Here is a 16,756-nt window from a genome sequence, read left to right as displayed (position 1 = left end):
TGCTCATGCCTGAAGAAGCTTGCTCTTCTAAAAGTTGCGCCATCTCTTCGGCGCGGCCATTGTTTTTCATCTCTTGCCTTTTTCGACAAAGGTCGCGCTTGCGACTGGCGCAGGCAATACGGGGTTGCTCGGACGTTTACTCTTCAAATGCATCATTGCCCGGTGGCACATGTCCGAACCTGGTGCCTCAAGCCATAAATCCTTGACACCCCAAGTTTCGTTCTTTTCCGCCTACTCTTCGTTGAAGAACCGCTCCTTTAGCTCGGGCTAAAGTCGTGAACCTTCGCCTTGATTAGTCGAAAAACAACTTCAACTTAAGTATCAGAGATCTATGACTTGAGGCACTAGCTTTATGCTGATCAATATATTCACTTTCTAACTTTTTGGCTTTTAAGCGACCGGAGATTCCTGTGACAACAACCTTATGGAAAAATCGTAACCACCTAACTGCTCTGTTCAACTCTTTAACCTGGCGTAAAGCCCTGGGAGAACTCCCGTCTTCCAACAGTGAGTCCCCGCAAATTCCATATTTGTACACATCATTGAACTCACGATCTCTGATTTCATAAAGATGGTGTTCAGCAAGATTTGAATTTTCATTGCCATGCCTGGCCATAGCGTGTGCATAACAAATTGCACTTTTTGAATAGCTTGGCAGCATTTGCCGTTTGCCTCTCCTGGATAAGCTGGAGCAGAGCGGGAAGCTCTACCCCAGCAGCCATAGGGCTTAAATGCAGAGGGTTGCCTTTGTGTTTTGTGCAATTTGTTATACACACCAAGATTACTTGCTTTAGAATGAAGACTTCCGGATATCCTGCGCCTGTTTTTACTTTCGTCCCTGACACTACCGTATATCCAAACTACCTATTCAAATCCCACGCACAGGTATCTGCCATTTCTGCCTTTTTATTACCTTTGCGGGATGCAAATTACAGCAAGAGAACTCGCACATTTTCTGGGAGGCACCCTCGAGGGGAATCCCGATATAACCGTCAGCCAGCCCAGCAAAATTGAGGAAGGAGGAGAGGGTACCATCTCATTTCTCGGCAATCCGAAATACGAATCGTATGCCTATACAACAACCGCCTCCGTCCTACTGGTGAGCAAGGACTTTGAACCTAAGTCACCCGTATCCGCTACCCTGATACGGGTGGACGATGTGTACGCCTCCATTGCCCGCTTACTGCAACAGTTTGGGCAACAGGCAAAGCCAGCGCCCGGCATTTCTGATACGGCTGTAATCAGCGATGAAGCCATGCTCGGCAATCAGGTGAGCATTGGCGCTGCTGCGATCATTGAGGCTGGAGCTCAGGTTGGAGAGGGTGCGATCATCATGGGGCAGGCCTACATCGGCAAAGGGGCCAAAATCGGCCCGAATACACTGATCTATCCCGGTGCCCGAATCCTGGACCGCTGTGAGGTGGGCCGGAATTGCATTATTCATGCCAACGCGGTGATCGGCAGTGATGGCTTTGGGTTTGCCCCAAAAGAAGACCGGAGCTATGATAAAATCGTCCATGTTGGGAATGTCGTCATTGAAGACGAGGTGGAAATTGGTGCCAATACGACCATCGACCGGGCCACGATGGGCAGCACCATCATCCGGGAAGGGGTAAAGCTCGACAACCTGATACAGGTGGGGCATAATGTGGAAATTGGTGCTCATACCGTCATCGCGGCACAAAGTGGCATCGCCGGCAGTACCAAAATTGGCAAATATTGCCGTATTGGCGGGCAGGTAGGGTTCGCCGGACACGTAGAAATCGCAGATGGCTCACAGATACAGGCGCAGAGCGGCATCGCCGGACACATTAAAGAACCGAATCAGGCCTGGTTTGGCTCACCGATCATGCCTTACCGTGATTTTATCCGTTCCCACTCTGTCTTCAAAAAGCTACCGGAACTCTATAAAACTATCAGCCGTTTAGAACGGGAGCTGGAATCCCTGAAGCCCCCCAAAGCCGACCAATAAGGTCTCGTTTAACGGTACTATCCGCGAAAATCCTATCTTTGCAGAAAAATTCAGCTGACTACAACTCTTATGGAGCAACAACATACGATCAAGAATACCGTCAGTGTGGAAGGTGTAGGCCTGCACACCGGCAAAACTGTGAAGCTGACTTTCCATCCGGCTCCGGTTGACCATGGCTATAAGTTTCAGCGCATGGATATGGAAAAAGAGCCTGTACTGAGCGCGGACATCAACCGCGTTGTTTCCACTCAGCGGGGTACGACCATTAAGGTAGGCCAGGCCGAAGTCCATACCGTAGAGCATGTCTTATCTGCACTTTCCGGCCTGGGTGTCGATAATGTGCTCATTCAGCTGGACGGCCCGGAAGTTCCCATTCTCGATGGCAGTGCCGGCCCTTTTGTGGCAGCGCTGCAAAAAGCAGGTATTGAAACACAGGACAAAGCCCGGGAGTACTTTGTAGTGGAGGAACCCATTTTCTACAAAGATGAAGCTACGGGCTCCGAACTGGTCGCATTACCGCACGATGGCTTTGAAGTAGTCGCTATGATTGACTTCAACTCCAACGTACTGGGCCAGCAGTACGCCCACCTGAATGGCACTACGGACTATGCCAAAGAAATTGCGCCCTGCCGGACTTTTGTCTTTTTGCACGAACTGGAGTTCCTCTTCGAGCAGAACCTTATCAAAGGCGGTGACCTGGATAATGCGATCGTGATCGTAGACCGCAAGGTTGAACAGGACGAACTGGACCGCCTGGCAGAAAAACTCGGCAAACCCAGCGTAACCGTTGACTATGATGACGGCATCCTGAACACCCTCAAGCTGCAGTTCAAAAATGAGCCGGCCCGCCATAAACTGCTCGATGTGGTAGGCGATATTTCCCTCCTCGGCATGCCCATCAAAGGGAAAATCCTCGCTACCAAGCCTGGCCATACCCCGAATATTGAGTTTACGAAAGTACTTAAAAGAGTGCTCGTCGAAAAGCGCAAACTTAAAGGTAAACCGCACTACGACCCTGACGCGGAACCGCTGTTCGATTCCGTAAAAATCGCAGCATGGCTCCCCCACCGTTTCCCTTTCCTGCTGGTGGACAAAATTACGGAGCTGTCTGACACCCACGTCGTAGGCGTCAAGAACATCACCTTCAACGAGGGGTTCTTCCAGGGGCACTTTCCTGGCAATCCGGTCATGCCGGGCGTCCTGCAAATAGAAGCCATGGCGCAGACCGGAGGCATCCTGGCCCTGTCTACCGTTGATGACCCCGGTAACTGGGACACCTACTTTTTGAAAATCGAGAACGCTAAATTTAAAAACAAAGTCGTCCCGGGCGATACGGTCCTGTTCAAAATGGAACTCATGGCCCCTATCCGCCGGGGAATCTGCCAGATGCAAGCCACTGCCTACGTGGGCAACAAAATTGTATCAGAGGCCGAACTGACTGCTCAAATCGTTAAGCGCTCATAAGATGAATACGAACAATAGCAACGCCGTACCCTACATTCATCCGGAAGCCAAGATTGGGCAAAATGTCACAATTGGCCCATTCGCTTACATCGACAAGGACGTTGAAATTGGTGATGGTACCTGGATCGGCCCGTCTGTCACCATCTTTGAAGGCGGACGGATCGGCAAAAACTGTAAGATCTTCCCGGGGGCGGTCATTGCCGGTATCCCTCAGGACCTGAAGTTCAAAGGGGAAAAGACCACCGCTGAAATAGGCGATAATACTACCGTCCGGGAGTACGTGACCGTCAACCGGGGCACCTCTTACGCCAATACAACCCGGATCGGCAAAAACTGCCTGTTGATGGCTTACGCACATGTGGCGCACGATTGCATACTGGGCGATAACGTCATCCTGGCCAATAACGTCAATCTGGCGGGCCATGTGCAGGTTGGAGACTTCGCTATTCTGGAAGGCCTGGTTGCGGTACAGCAATTCATCCACATCGGTAAGCATAGCTTTATTGCCGGGGGATCTTTGGTGCGTAAACACGTACCGCCTTTCGTAAAAGCGGCCCGGGAGCCTCTTTCCTACGCAGGCGTCAACAGCATCGGGCTGCGCCGCCGGCAGTTTAAGACAGAAAAAATCAACGAAATACAGGAAATTTACCGCATCCTGTTTGTCAAAGGGTACAGCACCTCTCATGCACTGGAGATTATTGAAGACTCCCTGGAGCCCACCGACGAGCGCGATGCCATCCTGGACTTCATCAAGAGCGCCGACCCGGGCATCATGCGGGGCTTTCAGCAACTGAACGGAAAAAATCCGGATGAAGATTGAATTAGCGGGCGTGGGTAAGCGCTACAAAATGGAATGGATCATGAGAGGCGTGGCGCTGACCATCCACCCGGCACAGCGTTATGCCATCACCGGACCAAACGGATCAGGAAAGTCCACCCTGATGAAGATGCTTTCCGGGCACCTGACGCCCTCCAGAGGCAAAATTCAATTCAGCTTAAATAGTAAGCCCCTTCCTGTCAGCGAGGTCTACCAACACCTGGCTTATGCCGCACCTTACATTGAGCTCATTGAAGAACTCACATTAATAGAGGCACTCGAGTTTCACAAACGGTTTAAGCCCTTTCAGAAGCAACTGCAACCCGATGACATCTATGGTATTCTTGGTTTTAAAAAAGCCCGCCGCAAGCTCATCCGCAACTTCTCATCGGGGATGAAACAGCGGCTTAAACTTGCCCTGGCCATTCTTTCAGACACGCCCTACCTGCTGCTGGACGAGCCCACCACCAACCTGGATACTGAAGGCGTACAGTGGTACCGGCAGCTCATTGAAGATTATGCCAACGAGCGCACTCTGGTTATTGCTTCCAATGTAGAAGTCGACTTTGACTTCTGTGAGGAGCGCATCGATATCCTGCAATACAAGCCCTAAGCCTCCGGCTCACCGCCCTGCCTCCCATTCCTGTCCGGGCAGAACATAAGCACCGCTTTACTGTTGTGGCTTTGAAGTCGCGCATGGCTTCGCATTAGTAAACCATTAGTAAACCACAATTAGTAGACTATGAAGACCCATTTCAACCTTAAAGCCATTTTGGCTGCCTGTTCCTTAGCGCTGATGCTTCAGGCTTGCGGAACACCTGCTCCAACAGAAAATATCGTGCAAATTGCCGGGGCCAATGATCAGGTCAGTACGCTGGTAGAAGCCCTGACTGCCGCCGACCTGACCTCCGCATTGGAAGGAGAAGGCCCGTTCACGGTATTCGCACCGACCAACGAAGCTTTTGAAGCCCTGCCGACAGAAATCCGGGAAGCCTTGTTCCAACCTGAGCACAAAGAGGTGCTTGCAGCTATTCTGCGCTACCACGTGGTCAGCTCCAAACTCCAAGCCTCAGATATTACCTCCGCAATCGAAATGGGGCAGGAAAGCTCCACGCTGCAGACCCTCCACGGTAGCCCGCTCATTGCCACACTTGAGGACGGCGCAGTGGTACTGAAAGACCCACAGGGCAATTCCGCCTCCGTCACGAGTGCAGACCTGATGGCTTCAAACGGCGTCATTCACCTCATCGATGAGGTCCTGTTGCCCGAAGGAGTTGACCCGGCCGCCCTGTTGTCTACCCCGGATATTGTCACGGTAGCCATGAATAATGAGCAATTCAGCACTCTGGTGGCTGCCGTACAGGCCGCCAACTTAGTGGAAACACTACAGGGAGAAGGGCCATTCACCGTATTTGCACCGGTCAATGCAGCCTTTGCAGCACTACCGGAAGGTACCGTGGAAAGCCTGCTTAAGCCCGAAAATCAGGAGCAGCTGGCAGGGATTCTTACCTACCACGTAGTCGCTGGAAAAGTAGATGCCAAGACACTCACTAATGCCATTAAAAGTGCGGAAAATAGTACTTACACCATCCCTACTGTTAATGGTGGCAACCTGGCAGCCACTATACAGGATGGCAAGGTTATCCTTACCGATGCTCAGGGCAACGCCGCCACGGTAGTCGTGACAGATGTGAATGCCTCGAACGGCATCATCCACGCTATTGATGCGGTGGTCATGCCTTAACTGGCGTAGATTAAAAGCGCATAATACGGTCAGGAGCCACTCCGGAATACTACATTCCGGGGTGGCTCCTGCCTTATGTTTACCTTCATCTCCACTTGATTTTTCCGACTACATTCGCTATAGTATATCGCCCAGCACCTTATCCGCAAAACCATACGATTGGGCTTCCTCAGCCCATTACAGGACGGGCTGCTCCCTGTACTTCCCACTCATAAACCAACACATATCACCCCTACGCTTCTAAAATTTTTTCAGCAACCAAACGCCCGGTCCGCATAGCGGCATTGATGGAGCCGTTGAGCAGGTGGTCACCGATAGCGTAGAGCCCTTCACCTACCGACAAGTCAGCATGGTGTTGGACATGCCGCTGTGCCGGCAGCGCGTAGGGCACCGTCCGGATATCCAGCAAATCCCATTCATTGACCGCTGCCCCAAACCAGTGCTGCAACTCGCCCCGGACTTTGCCTACCAGGCTAACATCGTCCAGCTCCGTTTGCCCGACAATAGAAACCGACAGCAGGATTTTGCCGGAAGGCGCATAACCCGGTGCAACCTGACTGATCGCCGTAATGCTGTTGACCAGGTCACCCCCTCTTGTGTTCAGGGCAATAATCGGTTGGGTAACCGGGGCATGGCTAGTGGTGAAATGCACATGTGTCGTGGACTGATAGGCCGTATTGACCAATGGCAGGTACTTACGGACCAGCCCGGTGGCCTCCGTGGCCAGTACGATGTTTTGGGCGCTCAGCACTTCCCCGTTTTCGAGGAAGACCTTTCCTTCCTCCACCTGCTCGGCCTTGCAATTCAGCCGGATACTGTGCTCCGGTAAATTAGCAGCGAGCTGCAAAGGGATTTGCTGCATGCCTTTATTTGGGACCGCGACCGCACCTTCTGCAAACATCTTGAAGACGAAATCAAACATCCGGCGGCTGGTTTCCAGGTCTTTTTCCAGGAAAATACCGCTATAGAAAGGCTTAAAGAACCGGCTAACCGTACGGCTCTCGAAACCGTACTCCTTTTCCAGTGCCTGAGCGGTGGTCATTTCCGGCTGTTGAAAGATCGCCTCCTGCGACATTTCCTTCAGGCGGTTGCGCAGTTGAAGAATACCCAACTTGCTCCCCAGTCCGCCTGCTTTGGCAAACAGGGTAGGCAACAGGCTACTCCAGTCGCGGAGCGGATCGCCAATCCGGTCGCGGCTGCCATCCGGCTGCAGGAGCATCGCCCCGGGCAGAAACGGCTTCAAATCCAGCTTTTTGTAATCGAGCAGGGCCCGGGCTTCCGGATAGGCGGTGGCCAATACCTGAAAGCCGTGGTCCAGCAAAAAGCCTTGCTTTTCGGTGGTTTTCACCCGTCCGCCTACCCGATCGGAGGCTTCGAGCAATAGAAAGGGCTTCCCTTTTTGGTGAAGATAGTTGGCGGCTGTAAGGCCCGCTAGTCCGGCTCCGATGATGATGGTCTCAGACATGGTATTCTTTTGGGTTTGGAGGTACTAAGTGGTTTGACGGACCTGCCTGTTCGGCCGTGGCCTCACGGGCAGGCAGGAATAAATGATGCAATTTTTCTCCGTCACTAAGTTATCATTCTGCGCCTGCATCGGCAAAATAGGTCTTTACTTTCTTCGCCACATTCAATCCTGCAACCTCGGCAATCTGAGAAGCCCGGGCGTCTTTGACCCGCTTCACCGAGCCAAAATGCGCCAGCAGCTTTTGGGCCGTCTTCTCTCCGATTCCGGGAATTTTGGTAAGCTCAGAGCCTGTGAAGTGCTGAGAACGCTTGTTGCGGTGGAACGTAATGGCAAACCGGTGGGCTTCGTCCCGCGCCTGCTGAATGATCTTTAGCGATTCGGACTTTTTATTGATATACAAGGGTACAGAGTCGCCGGGAAAGTAGATTTCCTCCAGCCGCTTCGCGATACCGACAATCGTTACTTTGTCGAGAATGCCCAGCGTTTCCAGGCTTTCTACTGACGCACTTAGCTGCCCTTTGCCCCCATCTATGATGATCAGTTGCGGAAGGGACTCCCCCTCGTCCAGCAGGCGGCGGTAGCGGCGGTGCACCACTTCACGCATAGACGCAAAGTCATCCGGGCCAACCACCGTCTTGATGTTGTAATGCCGGTAGTCTTTTTTGCTGGGCTTGGCATTTTTGAAGACCACGCAGGAAGAGACCGGATAGCTGCCTTGCATATTGGAGTTGTCGAAGCATTCGATGTGCAGGGGTAGGGCATCCATCCCCAGATCAGACTGCATGGTGCGCAGAATCCGCTCAGCGGAGGTCTGCTTCCGACGAGCTGATGCCCGCTGTTTTTGCCGCTGTAGCATGTAGTACTTGAGGTTCTTCTCAGACAGATCGAGCAGTCGGCGTTTATCGCCAATCTTGGGTACGGTTACTTGCAGGGATTCATCCTCGAGGGGCAGTTCCTGCGGGAGAATAATCTCGGTAGCGATACTGTTGAACCGCTCCCGGATGACAGGGATGGCGTACTGTAGCAGGCCCGCCTCATCGTCGTCGTCCAGGTTTTTGACCAGTTCCTGCGTGTGCGTGTGGATGATGGCACCATTCACCACCTTGATGTAGTTGACAAAAGCCTCTTTTTCTTCGGATGCCACGGAGAAGACGTCCACATCCCGGATGGTAGTGCTCACTACCGTAGACTTCGCCTGATAATCTTCAAAGGCCGTCAGTTTTTCCTTGATCTGCTGGGCTTTTTCAAATTCCAGATTTTCGGCATGCTGCTGCATCACGCCTTTGAAGTGGTTTTTCACCGCCCCGAAATTGCCCTTCAGAATATTGCGGACCTGATCGATCTTTTCGTTGTAGTCCGCTTCGCTTTCCAGGCCTTCGCAGGGGCCCATGCAGTTTTTGATATGGTACTCCAGGCAGACCTTAAATTTGCCTGCTTCAATGTTGTCTTGCGATAAATTATAGCTGCAAGTGCGCAGCGGGAAAAGCCGCTTGATCAGCTCCAGGATAATCTTCAGCCGCCCCCTGCTCGTGTAGGGCCCGAAGTAAGTCGAACCGTCGCGGATGACCCGGCGGGTGATGAACATACGGGGGAAGCGCTCCTTTTTGATGCAGATGTAAGAGTAGCTCTTATCGTCCCGCAGCATCACATTATAGCGGGGCTGATGTTTTTTGATGAGGGTATTCTCCAGGAGTAAGGCATCGGCTTCTGTCTCCACGACTGTAAATTCAATACGGTAGGCGTTTTTCACCATTACGCGGGTACGGTGGGCGCGGTCTTTGCGCTGCCCGAAGTAAGAAGACACCCGGTTGCGCAGGCTCTTGGCTTTACCAACGTACAGGATGGTATCCGTCTCATCAATAAAGCGGTACACCCCCGGCTGCCGGGGTATGGTATCAGAAATGGCCTTGAAATCTGTTGTGGTCATGCAGTGCTTATCATTTCCCGCAGGTAAAGTCACCAAAATAATCAATTTGGGCATGGGTAGGTTCTACGCTGACTGATGTTTTTGGTGTAAAAGTGAATTTCCTTAGGAAAAACAGGTGCTGGTTAACGCCACTTTAACGCATGGCAGGTACGAATCGTAAAATAGGGGTCGTTATTCCCTCACAACAACAAGAGATAAGCCATGAAATCATCTGCCAAAATCCTATTCGTCGCGGTTGCTGCATTGATCACCAGCGTTGCTGCTACGGCCCAGACCCAAATCAATCCAAAAGTCGGCGTCAACTTCTCCGGCGTGGAAGCCCAGCTGCAGGATATCACTGCTGAGGCCCGTGTGGGCTGGAACGCGGGCGTTGACCTGCGCATGGGCGATAAAGCGCTCTACCTGCAACCAGGACTGCACTACTACAACTTCACCGCCCGCCTCGTGGAAGGCGTAGAGCACCCTGATGACATCGCTTTTTCCGATGAGACCACCATTCAGGCGCTGAAAGCCCCTCTGAACATCGGGCTGCGCCTGACTGGCGACAACGGGCTGATTGGTATTCAGGCCCGGGGCGGTGTCACGCCAACCTATATATTAGGTGTCGATGAGAAAAACGGCATCGACTTCAACAAGGAAGACCTCAACAGCTTCACCTGGGGCGCCAACGTGGGCGTAGGCGTCAATTTCCTCTTCCTCACGGCCGATCTGAACTACGAAATAGGCCTGGACGACTTCTTCGCTAATGCGGAAGGGGGCAATAACGTCCTGAGTTTAAGTGTGGGTATTAAGTTTTAACAACTCAGAGCATGTTTGGAGCTCGTTGCTATTGCAAATCAACGCTTTATGAACCCCGCAGAAATGCGGGGCAAGCTCTGACTTCCTCACTAAATTTTCATTTAGAGCGTGTTGGGACTTTGCCATAACCATAAATTCTTGGTTTTCATGACGAAACCGCTCCAAACATGCTCTGAGATGGGGCTGCCAATCGTTGGCAGCCCCGCCCCAAATTTCCTAAATGTTTGACATCTGCACCGCTGCCCATTCCCAGGGCGCGGTGCTTTTTTATTGCTTTGGGATTTCAATGACCATGCCCACGGCACTGGCCTGTTCGGTATTGGCTTCAAAAGCCACGTTGCTACTTTGCTTGAATTCGACCTGACGCGACCGGGCACTGCCAAGCGCATCGCGGAGCTTTGCCGCATAAGTTGCGCCCTTGCTGCGGTTGATCCGCTGATTGAAGTCTTCAAAGTTCAGCTCTTCCTTGCTCACCACAATTGCGATATAGTCCTGCGTGCCAACTTCATCGGCGACCATAGAGTAATCGCGGGGAAAAAGGCGCGTACCGGTCACTCCACAGTATGCCGAGTGCTTTGGCGTATAAGGAAAGAGGACATAGCTTGAGCCATCGGTTTCCCGGCCGAACACGTAAGTGTAACACTCCACTGAATTGGCAATCAGCACCTTAAATTTATCGCCTTTCTGAATGGGCTGAGCACGGAAGGTCATGTCGTCTTTGCGCTCCAGCTTCAGGGTTTGCTTTGCTTCTGTATCGTACAGGCCAAACTCTACCGCCATGCGCTTCGAATCCGCAGCGGAGGGTTGTGGGTAGATGGCGTAGGCTTCCTTGTTAAAGTGGTCAAAGTCTCGATAGCGCACCCAGGCCATGCCATCATCGCCCCACTGGGATCCCCAGGAATTCATAATCTGGAAAGCGCCGCCCTCGTAGTTGTCATCGTATCCGATAACGCACATGGCATGCCCGCCGTAGCCCCGCATGCCATAGTCACGCTGGGAAGGTTTCCAAAGCGGCTGCCCCATCATATTCTGCATAAAGGTCCCCCCTACCATCATGCCGATGACCACCGGATAGCCCTGAGCGATGTGCTGCTTAATGCCATTGAGGTCTGTTTTGTAATTGGAAGCCCCCACCGACAAGCGGTCGTAGCCCCGAATACGGTAGCGCTGCCCGGCTTGCTTTTGCTGGCTCGACGGCTCCTTGGTACAAGTCCGCTCGTCGTAGCTAAACTCACTAAAAGGCAGGCCACCGTACTGCATCATGGCTTTCATCGCTTCATTCATGTAGGCCCCCTGACAGCCAGAGAGAGCAATTTGATTGTACAGGTAAGCAGGGCTGAAAGACACCCGGTCGGCAGGCTGCCCGGTCGACTGCGCTTCCAGAATACTACGGGCAGCATAAGCACTGGCCCACCCTACACAGGAGCCCTGCTTACCCTGATGCCGCCGGGTTGGCGCGTATTGCTCCAGAGAAGCTTTGGAAGGCAGGCCCGACTGTGCTCCGTAGCCATAGCTGACCGGCTCAAAGACCTGTGCTTTGTCGTATTGCTGGGGGTCAAGTGTGGCTCCAATGGAAAATGCCGCAGCTTGCTCAGGGTCAGGCGCTGCATACCCTCCGCTCAGCATTTCGCTCCCCCCAAAGAAAAAGTACCAAACGCCCCCAATCAGGAGCGCGGGGATAATCAGTTTAGGCCGGCGCACCAAAAACATAATGATGAGCGGTAACAAACGGATCAGAAAGTTCCCCTTTCCGCCTCCACTCTTGTTGCCACCATTCCCCCGCGAAGGTTGCGGGTCGTCCTTTTCCATTCTAATAGGCATTTTTTTGTGTTTTTTGTGGTTAAGAGCGTGCTGGGACTTCAGTGATCGGTCTTGCTCATACTTCGTCCTGTAAATCCTTCCCGCAAACTGCGGGACAGGTTATTTAGCTAAGGCTAAACTCCGGTTTTCGTGCCCCTGCCTGCCTGGCAAACCCGTTTGGCAGGCAGGTCGTATAACCAAAAAATGGTTAGTTTTCGACTAGAAGACAAAAGTCCCAACACGCTCTAAGTACTGATTCTGCATCAAAAGTACAGACGAGAAGAAAAAGACTGGTCACTTTTTCACATCAGGTTGTAACTATTTATTCCTTGTGCACGTATCAGAAGGGAACACAAAAGAGCAAAGCTTTTCCTCCCACCTGCTCTTCATCTACCCTTCAACAAATAAGCACACAAACACATCCCTGATTTTCAGTCAATTAGACTCACCAAAAGCGGCAATGCTGCTTTTGGCGGTCTTGAAAACGGCTTTGCCGAATTGGGAAATTACGATCAAACAATCGTATGTAGAAAAATTTTAATTCAAAAATTTAGGATATTTAAAATCTTACTTTTAGTTTTGTTAAAACAAACCTACTGAACACTCCCCCTCCCCCCATCCCACACTAAGCAACGGCTATTACATACCAACCACTACACCAACTTCAATTCACACTGTACCGAAGCTACAGCGCTAGCGTTGCAGCACCCATTGAAGAATTCCGTTCTTTTGCCCGGGCAACCGGATTGAAAGATTGACCTGCATTCAAGCTCATTTAAGCCAGTATGAGCCATTCAGGTTACAGGAACTATGCACACTTATTTGAAACCTTATTGTGAAACTGTCTAAAGTTTTCACCCATGCACACATGGAACACTATCAAAGCCGTTAGTACAAACAAACTTGACCGAGCTATTGAAGTCTTGGAAACCCTTGAGCGTCCTGTCTCTTCCCGCATTCTGGAATTTCTCCGGAAAAACGGGAAAAGCAAACTGATGGACATCGCCCTGCACACCCAGTACAGTACAGAAGTACTGGAAGCACAACTAGACAAGCTATGCCTGTCCAGAGCAGTCGATCGACACGACGACATTATTGGTTGCCATTATACGATCAATGTAAGGCAGCTATTCCAAACCCGTAAATCCGTACAGGCGCTTGCCGCCTTATACAAAGAATGACGGTAGGTTTGGAGCCTTAATATATGGATTAAGACTCACCATAAAATTCACGAAAGTTTGTCACGATTTGCTTGGAAAAAGCCGGGGCTGTAGCCCCGGCTCCTTTCCTGAGCCTTTTCAATCGGAAGGGCCTGGGTTAGTTATGTATTCAGTGCACCGCAAACACTGATAACCTGTCCGGACAAGTACGTAGACAAATCGGAGCCCAGGAAGACACACACATCCGCCACCTCCTCAGCCTTACCAAGGCGGTTCATGGGGATGTTCTGCAGATAGCCCTCCTTGACTTTCTCGTCGAGGCTTTCGGTCATATCGGTTTCAATAAAGCCGGGCGCGATGGCGTTGCAACGGATGTTGCGCGAGCCCATCTCCTTGGCAATAGATTTCGTGAAGCCAATAATCCCCGCCTTGGAAGCCGCGTAGTTTGCCTGCCCGGCATTGCCCGTCATACCCACAATAGAGCTCATATTGATGATAGAGCCACCGCGGTTTTTCATCATCGGTCGGATGAGGTGCTTGGTCAGGTTGAAGATCGACTTGAGGTTGGTTTGGATCACATCGTCCCAGTGGGCTTCGGTCATACGGAGCATCAGGGTGTCTTTAGTGATCCCGGCGTTGTTGACCAGGACATCCACCTGCCCGAAAGCTTCCAGTACTTCTTTTGCGAGGTGCTCCGCCGCCTCATAATCCGATGCGTCTGATTGGTAAGCTTTGGCGGTAACGCCCAGTTGCTCCAGTTCTGCAGCCAGTGCGTTGGCCTGCTCAGCTGAGGAACGGTAGGTGAAAGCCACATTGGCGCCCTGCTCTGCAAACCGGCGTACAATCGCAGCCCCAATACCGCGGGAGCCCCCGGTAACCAGCGCTACTTTTCCATCTAATAGTCCCATGTTTGTTGGTTTTTTTTTGCGAAGGTAGGCAAAAGGTAAGAAACGGTGTCATTGAGAATTGCACTGCCCGGGGGAGCCACTGGGCTAAACCAGGAAAACAACGCCCGGCTAACGCTGCCTTTGCCCTACGGGCCAACAAAACAACAATTGATCACCCCATAGTGACGACTCCCACCGCTCGGCTCCGGTTTCGTGCAACACCAGAGCGTAAAGTTTTGGCTTACAGCTGACTTTCGCTTTTAGTTATTGTGGGAAGTTTTTATTTTACTTCATTTTTAATCCAATTCTCTATTTTAATACCTGATATTCTACTTAAGTGCTTCTCATTATTTGTAACCATTATCATGTCGAAATGAACTGCTGTAGCACCTATCAAAAGGTCAAAATCGTGAATAAGATTACCTTATCTTCTAAGCTTTGCTTTTTCTTTGCCAAAGAAATCCAAGCATTCGAATATTGGGACAATTTGGAATAATTTTTTCGTCTTTATTACTTCCTCTTTATGTTTTTCTATACGATCACTGTAATAAGCTCCATAAGCTAATTCTCCAATTGTAATTTCTGATACAAAACAATTATCAAACCCTACTTTCTCTGCTTTTTCGAGCAAATTGTTCTTTCCTTTTAAAAAGGCTATACAGATATCTGTATCTAATAAATATTGAGCCATTTTATCAGTCTAAATTGATTTCTCTATCAGAAGTCGTTCGTGATGAATAAATTAATTCAGTTATGTCATCATCCATATCTGCCCAAGCACCAAATAATTCGCGTGATAACTCTTTCTTATCAGGTTCCCTATCTCCAGAGTATCCACTCTTTATACTATCTGCCAGCCTTGATAAAAGCTCTATCCTTAGTTCTAAAGACATCAATTCAAAGAGCTTCACGTACTTCGAAATCATCAAATTCTCCATGGCTTTAGCTTTTCTTTTTTCTGTTGAACAAACAGAAGAACTTCAAAGTTCCGAATCCAGTCTATTCGTAAAACTCTTCAAAACACAATCATAATTAACTGAATGTCAGATGGTAATAAATTACCACCTATTGAAAATAGGTGGGTTTATTTGACGGACGACTGAAAGTCGTCTACTAGTGTTACTCAAGCAAAAAATTGTCTTGAGATGAATCCGTAGACTTTCTATGGTGCTCCAAGTATTCTTGAACCATCTCGTCTGTGATGTTCCCAGTACTCCAAGCTCCATAACCTGTTGCCCATAGATGCTGGCCCCAATAGCGTTTCTTCAGTGAAGGGAATTCCTTCCGAAGCAAGCGGGAACTTCTCCCTTTAAACTGCTTCATGATTTCGCTGATCGAATGCTTAGCTGGGTACTCTATATGCATATGGATGTGATCGCTACTTACTACTCCATTTAGAACTTCTATTTCTAGTGACTCGCAGTCTTGGAGTAATAGCTCCCGACAACGGTGCTTTATTTCTTCTTGCAGCACTTTATACCTTTACTTGGTCACCCATACTACATGGCAAGTTCTGCATCTTTCACAGAATCCTCCTTAATCTTTTTCGATAACAACGATAAAAATATTTCAAGCGAATCATATCTTAAATCTCCAATTTCGGTTACTAATCTTTCAAAATTTTCTTCGTAATTTTTTATCCATTTTTGGTACTTCATTGTTTTTTATTTTTTCTGCTTGTGCCCAACGGCCCGGCTACGTGACGTGCCGGACTCTAAATTTACCACTTTCGTCTCATTTCACAAGTGCTAGCGCAGGCAGCAAAAGGCGATCTTGGCGAAGCCTGGCTTTTGCTGCCTGCGCGGGTTTATCCATCTCCATTTCCCTCTCGAAGATTTTTACCGGCATGGCATGTAGCCATTGTTACCTGCTGTATTTCTACATTTTTAATTAATCATCATAATGAAATCGGCATTGAATAATTGAACATTTTTGATCATCTCCTTTCTTTCCGCTTATTCTATATACTAATCGATGCTCCTGAGTGATTCTTCTTGACCAATAACCTTTCAAACCATGTTTAAGAGGTTCTGGTTTTCCGATTCCTTTGAATGGAGTATTTCTTATTGACTTGAGTAAATCTTTGATTTTGTTGACAATATCCTTATCCGTTTCGATCCAATACTCAAAATCTTCCCAACCGTTATTGGTAAATTCAATTATCATGATTTTCTAAATTAGTCTTCAAAATTGAATTTGACCGTATTTCCGGCATTTAATTGTTCAATAGATTCTTCAAGTCTATTTCTATTAGTTTTAGTTGAGAGTAGATATTCAGTTTCTTTCAACGAATTATATTCTTTTATTGACATGATTACAATTGCATCATCATCATTATTGTTTCTTGGGACGATAATCACTTCCAATGACTTACTAACTGAATCAAAATAAGCTTTCATTTTAGCTCTTAATGAAGAAACTGATACTGCTTTCATTACTTGAGTTTTTGTACGTTAATTCGTACAAATATACGTACAATTCTGTTAAAGATCAATCCTGTCTCAACTTTAATCATCCGCTTGATTTACAAGCAATTAACTATTCTATCGAGATCATATTCAATTCTTATATGTTTTTGTCTTTGTCGAGTAGGCAAGGGGGTTTTCACCCCAAGCCTCTCACAGAACCGTACGTGATAGTCTCCCATCATACGGCTCTTCATGTACGAGGATTAGGCAGTGTGGTAGCCCTTTCGCCAGTGATAGAAAAGCAATGGTTTTTC

The 16,756-nt window shown here is 49.5% G+C and carries 17 protein-coding genes and 1 pseudogene; 7 read left to right on the top strand and 11 right to left on the bottom strand.

Features of this window, described 5'->3' with window-relative positions; translation table 11 throughout:
• Positions 1 to 292 precede the first annotated feature (292 nt).
• Entirely contained in the window at positions 293 to 616 is a 324-nt protein-coding gene (locus RIC19_RS04240) for a hypothetical protein (RefSeq protein WP_350177046.1), read from the bottom strand.
• A 306-nt stretch (positions 617 to 922) separates the two neighbouring features.
• Between RIC19_RS04240 and lpxD the strand changes: the two genes are divergently transcribed.
• The 5 genes from lpxD (at position 923) to RIC19_RS04215 (ending at position 5,997) form a co-directional block, all read left to right on the top strand.
• On the top strand, positions 923 to 1,972 hold the full coding sequence (lpxD, locus tag RIC19_RS04235; RefSeq protein WP_350177045.1) for a UDP-3-O-(3-hydroxymyristoyl)glucosamine N-acyltransferase: 1,050 nt from the start codon (positions 923 to 925) through the stop codon (positions 1,970 to 1,972).
• Between the two features lie 69 nt (positions 1,973 to 2,041).
• Positions 2,042 to 3,436: a bifunctional UDP-3-O-[3-hydroxymyristoyl] N-acetylglucosamine deacetylase/3-hydroxyacyl-ACP dehydratase gene (locus RIC19_RS04230; RefSeq protein ID WP_350177044.1), complete on the top strand. Its 1,395-nt coding sequence runs from the start codon at positions 2,042 to 2,044 to the stop codon at positions 3,434 to 3,436.
• 1 nt (position 3,437) lies between these two features.
• Complete coding sequence (lpxA, locus tag RIC19_RS04225) at positions 3,438 to 4,256, top strand: acyl-ACP--UDP-N-acetylglucosamine O-acyltransferase (RefSeq protein ID WP_350177043.1); 819 nt, start codon at positions 3,438 to 3,440, stop codon at positions 4,254 to 4,256.
• A complete protein-coding gene (locus tag RIC19_RS04220; RefSeq protein ID WP_350177042.1) occupies positions 4,246 to 4,866 on the top strand; it encodes an ABC transporter ATP-binding protein in 621 nt (206 codons plus the stop codon). Before lpxA ends, RIC19_RS04220 begins: the two co-directional genes overlap by 11 nt.
• 129 nt (positions 4,867 to 4,995) lie before the next feature.
• Positions 4,996 to 5,997, top strand: a complete 1,002-nt coding sequence (locus RIC19_RS04215; protein WP_350177041.1) for a fasciclin domain-containing protein — start codon at positions 4,996 to 4,998, stop codon at positions 5,995 to 5,997.
• 232 nt (positions 5,998 to 6,229) lie between these two features.
• Here RIC19_RS04215 and RIC19_RS04210 read toward each other — a convergent pair whose 3' ends face one another.
• Complete coding sequence (locus RIC19_RS04210; protein ID WP_350177040.1) at positions 6,230 to 7,462, bottom strand: protoporphyrinogen/coproporphyrinogen oxidase; 1,233 nt, start codon at positions 7,460 to 7,462, stop codon at positions 6,230 to 6,232.
• A 112-nt stretch (positions 7,463 to 7,574) separates the two neighbouring features.
• Positions 7,575 to 9,389, bottom strand: a complete 1,815-nt coding sequence (gene uvrC, locus RIC19_RS04205; RefSeq protein WP_350177039.1) for an excinuclease ABC subunit UvrC — start codon at positions 9,387 to 9,389, stop codon at positions 7,575 to 7,577.
• Positions 9,390 to 9,590: 201 nt separating this feature from the next.
• Between uvrC and RIC19_RS04200 the strand changes: the two genes are divergently transcribed.
• Entirely contained in the window at positions 9,591 to 10,187 is a 597-nt protein-coding gene (locus RIC19_RS04200) for an outer membrane beta-barrel protein (RefSeq protein ID WP_350177038.1), read from the top strand.
• 267 nt (positions 10,188 to 10,454) lie between these two features.
• Here the strand turns inward: RIC19_RS04200 and RIC19_RS04195 are convergent, their stop codons facing one another.
• On the bottom strand, positions 10,455 to 12,008 hold the full coding sequence (locus tag RIC19_RS04195; RefSeq protein WP_350177037.1) for a C1 family peptidase: 1,554 nt from the start codon (positions 12,006 to 12,008) through the stop codon (positions 10,455 to 10,457).
• Positions 12,009 to 12,847: 839 nt separating this feature from the next.
• On the opposite strand from RIC19_RS04195, the gene RIC19_RS04190 reads away from it, so the two are divergent.
• On the top strand, positions 12,848 to 13,168 hold the full coding sequence (locus RIC19_RS04190) for a hypothetical protein (RefSeq protein ID WP_350177036.1): 321 nt from the start codon (positions 12,848 to 12,850) through the stop codon (positions 13,166 to 13,168).
• A 140-nt stretch (positions 13,169 to 13,308) separates the two neighbouring features.
• On the opposite strand, the gene fabG is transcribed toward RIC19_RS04190, so the two are convergent.
• The 7 genes and pseudogenes from fabG to RIC19_RS04155 form a co-directional block, all read right to left on the bottom strand.
• A complete protein-coding gene (gene fabG, locus RIC19_RS04185; RefSeq protein WP_350177035.1) occupies positions 13,309 to 14,055 on the bottom strand; it encodes a 3-oxoacyl-[acyl-carrier-protein] reductase in 747 nt (248 codons plus the stop codon).
• A 403-nt stretch (positions 14,056 to 14,458) separates the two neighbouring features.
• The gene (locus tag RIC19_RS04180) at positions 14,459 to 14,725 is read right to left on the bottom strand and encodes a PIN domain-containing protein (RefSeq protein ID WP_350177034.1); all 267 of its coding nucleotides are present in this window, start codon (positions 14,723 to 14,725) and stop codon (positions 14,459 to 14,461) included.
• Positions 14,726 to 14,729: 4 nt separating this feature from the next.
• Positions 14,730 to 14,972 carry a hypothetical protein gene (locus tag RIC19_RS04175; RefSeq protein ID WP_350177033.1) on the bottom strand — a complete coding sequence of 81 codons (243 nt, stop codon included), beginning with the start codon at positions 14,970 to 14,972 and terminating at the stop codon, positions 14,730 to 14,732.
• A gap of 181 nt (positions 14,973 to 15,153) precedes the next feature.
• A pseudogene (tnpA, locus tag RIC19_RS04170) lies at positions 15,154 to 15,528 on the bottom strand (IS200/IS605 family transposase).
• 5 nt (positions 15,529 to 15,533) lie between these two features.
• Positions 15,534 to 15,692, bottom strand: coding sequence for a hypothetical protein (locus RIC19_RS04165; RefSeq protein WP_350177032.1), 159 nt, complete (start codon positions 15,690 to 15,692; stop codon positions 15,534 to 15,536).
• 232 nt (positions 15,693 to 15,924) lie between these two features.
• A complete protein-coding gene (locus tag RIC19_RS04160) occupies positions 15,925 to 16,200 on the bottom strand; it encodes a Txe/YoeB family addiction module toxin (RefSeq protein ID WP_350177031.1) in 276 nt (91 codons plus the stop codon).
• 11 nt (positions 16,201 to 16,211) lie between these two features.
• Positions 16,212 to 16,469: a type II toxin-antitoxin system Phd/YefM family antitoxin gene (locus RIC19_RS04155; protein WP_350177030.1), complete on the bottom strand. Its 258-nt coding sequence runs from the start codon at positions 16,467 to 16,469 to the stop codon at positions 16,212 to 16,214.
• Between the last annotated feature and the right edge of the window lie 287 nt (positions 16,470 to 16,756).

The organism is Phaeodactylibacter sp., assembly GCF_040219495.1.
Classification (GTDB): Bacteria; Bacteroidota; Bacteroidia; order Chitinophagales; family Saprospiraceae; genus Phaeodactylibacter.
The sequence above is the reverse complement of the archived record's forward strand: the minus strand, read 5'-3'. Positions and strand labels throughout refer to the sequence as shown.

Coding starts and splice junctions, on each gene's coding strand:
- RIC19_RS04240 (WP_350177046.1), bottom strand. CDS start 616: ATGGCCAGGCATGGCAATGAAAATTCAAATCTTGCTGAACACCATCTT.
- lpxD (WP_350177045.1), top strand. CDS start 923: ATGCAAATTACAGCAAGAGAACTCGCACATTTTCTGGGAGGCACCCTC.
- RIC19_RS04230 (WP_350177044.1), top strand. CDS start 2,042: ATGGAGCAACAACATACGATCAAGAATACCGTCAGTGTGGAAGGTGTA.
- lpxA (WP_350177043.1), top strand. CDS start 3,438: ATGAATACGAACAATAGCAACGCCGTACCCTACATTCATCCGGAAGCC.
- RIC19_RS04220 (WP_350177042.1), top strand. CDS start 4,246: ATGAAGATTGAATTAGCGGGCGTGGGTAAGCGCTACAAAATGGAATGG.
- RIC19_RS04215 (WP_350177041.1), top strand. CDS start 4,996: ATGAAGACCCATTTCAACCTTAAAGCCATTTTGGCTGCCTGTTCCTTA.
- RIC19_RS04210 (WP_350177040.1), bottom strand. CDS start 7,462: ATGTCTGAGACCATCATCATCGGAGCCGGACTAGCGGGCCTTACAGCC.
- uvrC (WP_350177039.1), bottom strand. CDS start 9,389: ATGACCACAACAGATTTCAAGGCCATTTCTGATACCATACCCCGGCAG.
- RIC19_RS04200 (WP_350177038.1), top strand. CDS start 9,591: ATGAAATCATCTGCCAAAATCCTATTCGTCGCGGTTGCTGCATTGATC.
- RIC19_RS04195 (WP_350177037.1), bottom strand. CDS start 12,008: ATGCCTATTAGAATGGAAAAGGACGACCCGCAACCTTCGCGGGGGAAT.
- RIC19_RS04190 (WP_350177036.1), top strand. CDS start 12,848: ATGCACACATGGAACACTATCAAAGCCGTTAGTACAAACAAACTTGAC.
- fabG (WP_350177035.1), bottom strand. CDS start 14,055: ATGGGACTATTAGATGGAAAAGTAGCGCTGGTTACCGGGGGCTCCCGC.
- RIC19_RS04180 (WP_350177034.1), bottom strand. CDS start 14,725: ATGGCTCAATATTTATTAGATACAGATATCTGTATAGCCTTTTTAAAA.
- RIC19_RS04175 (WP_350177033.1), bottom strand. CDS start 14,972: ATGGAGAATTTGATGATTTCGAAGTACGTGAAGCTCTTTGAATTGATG.
- RIC19_RS04165 (WP_350177032.1), bottom strand. CDS start 15,692: ATGAAGTACCAAAAATGGATAAAAAATTACGAAGAAAATTTTGAAAGA.
- RIC19_RS04160 (WP_350177031.1), bottom strand. CDS start 16,200: ATGATAATTGAATTTACCAATAACGGTTGGGAAGATTTTGAGTATTGG.
- RIC19_RS04155 (WP_350177030.1), bottom strand. CDS start 16,469: ATGAAAGCAGTATCAGTTTCTTCATTAAGAGCTAAAATGAAAGCTTAT.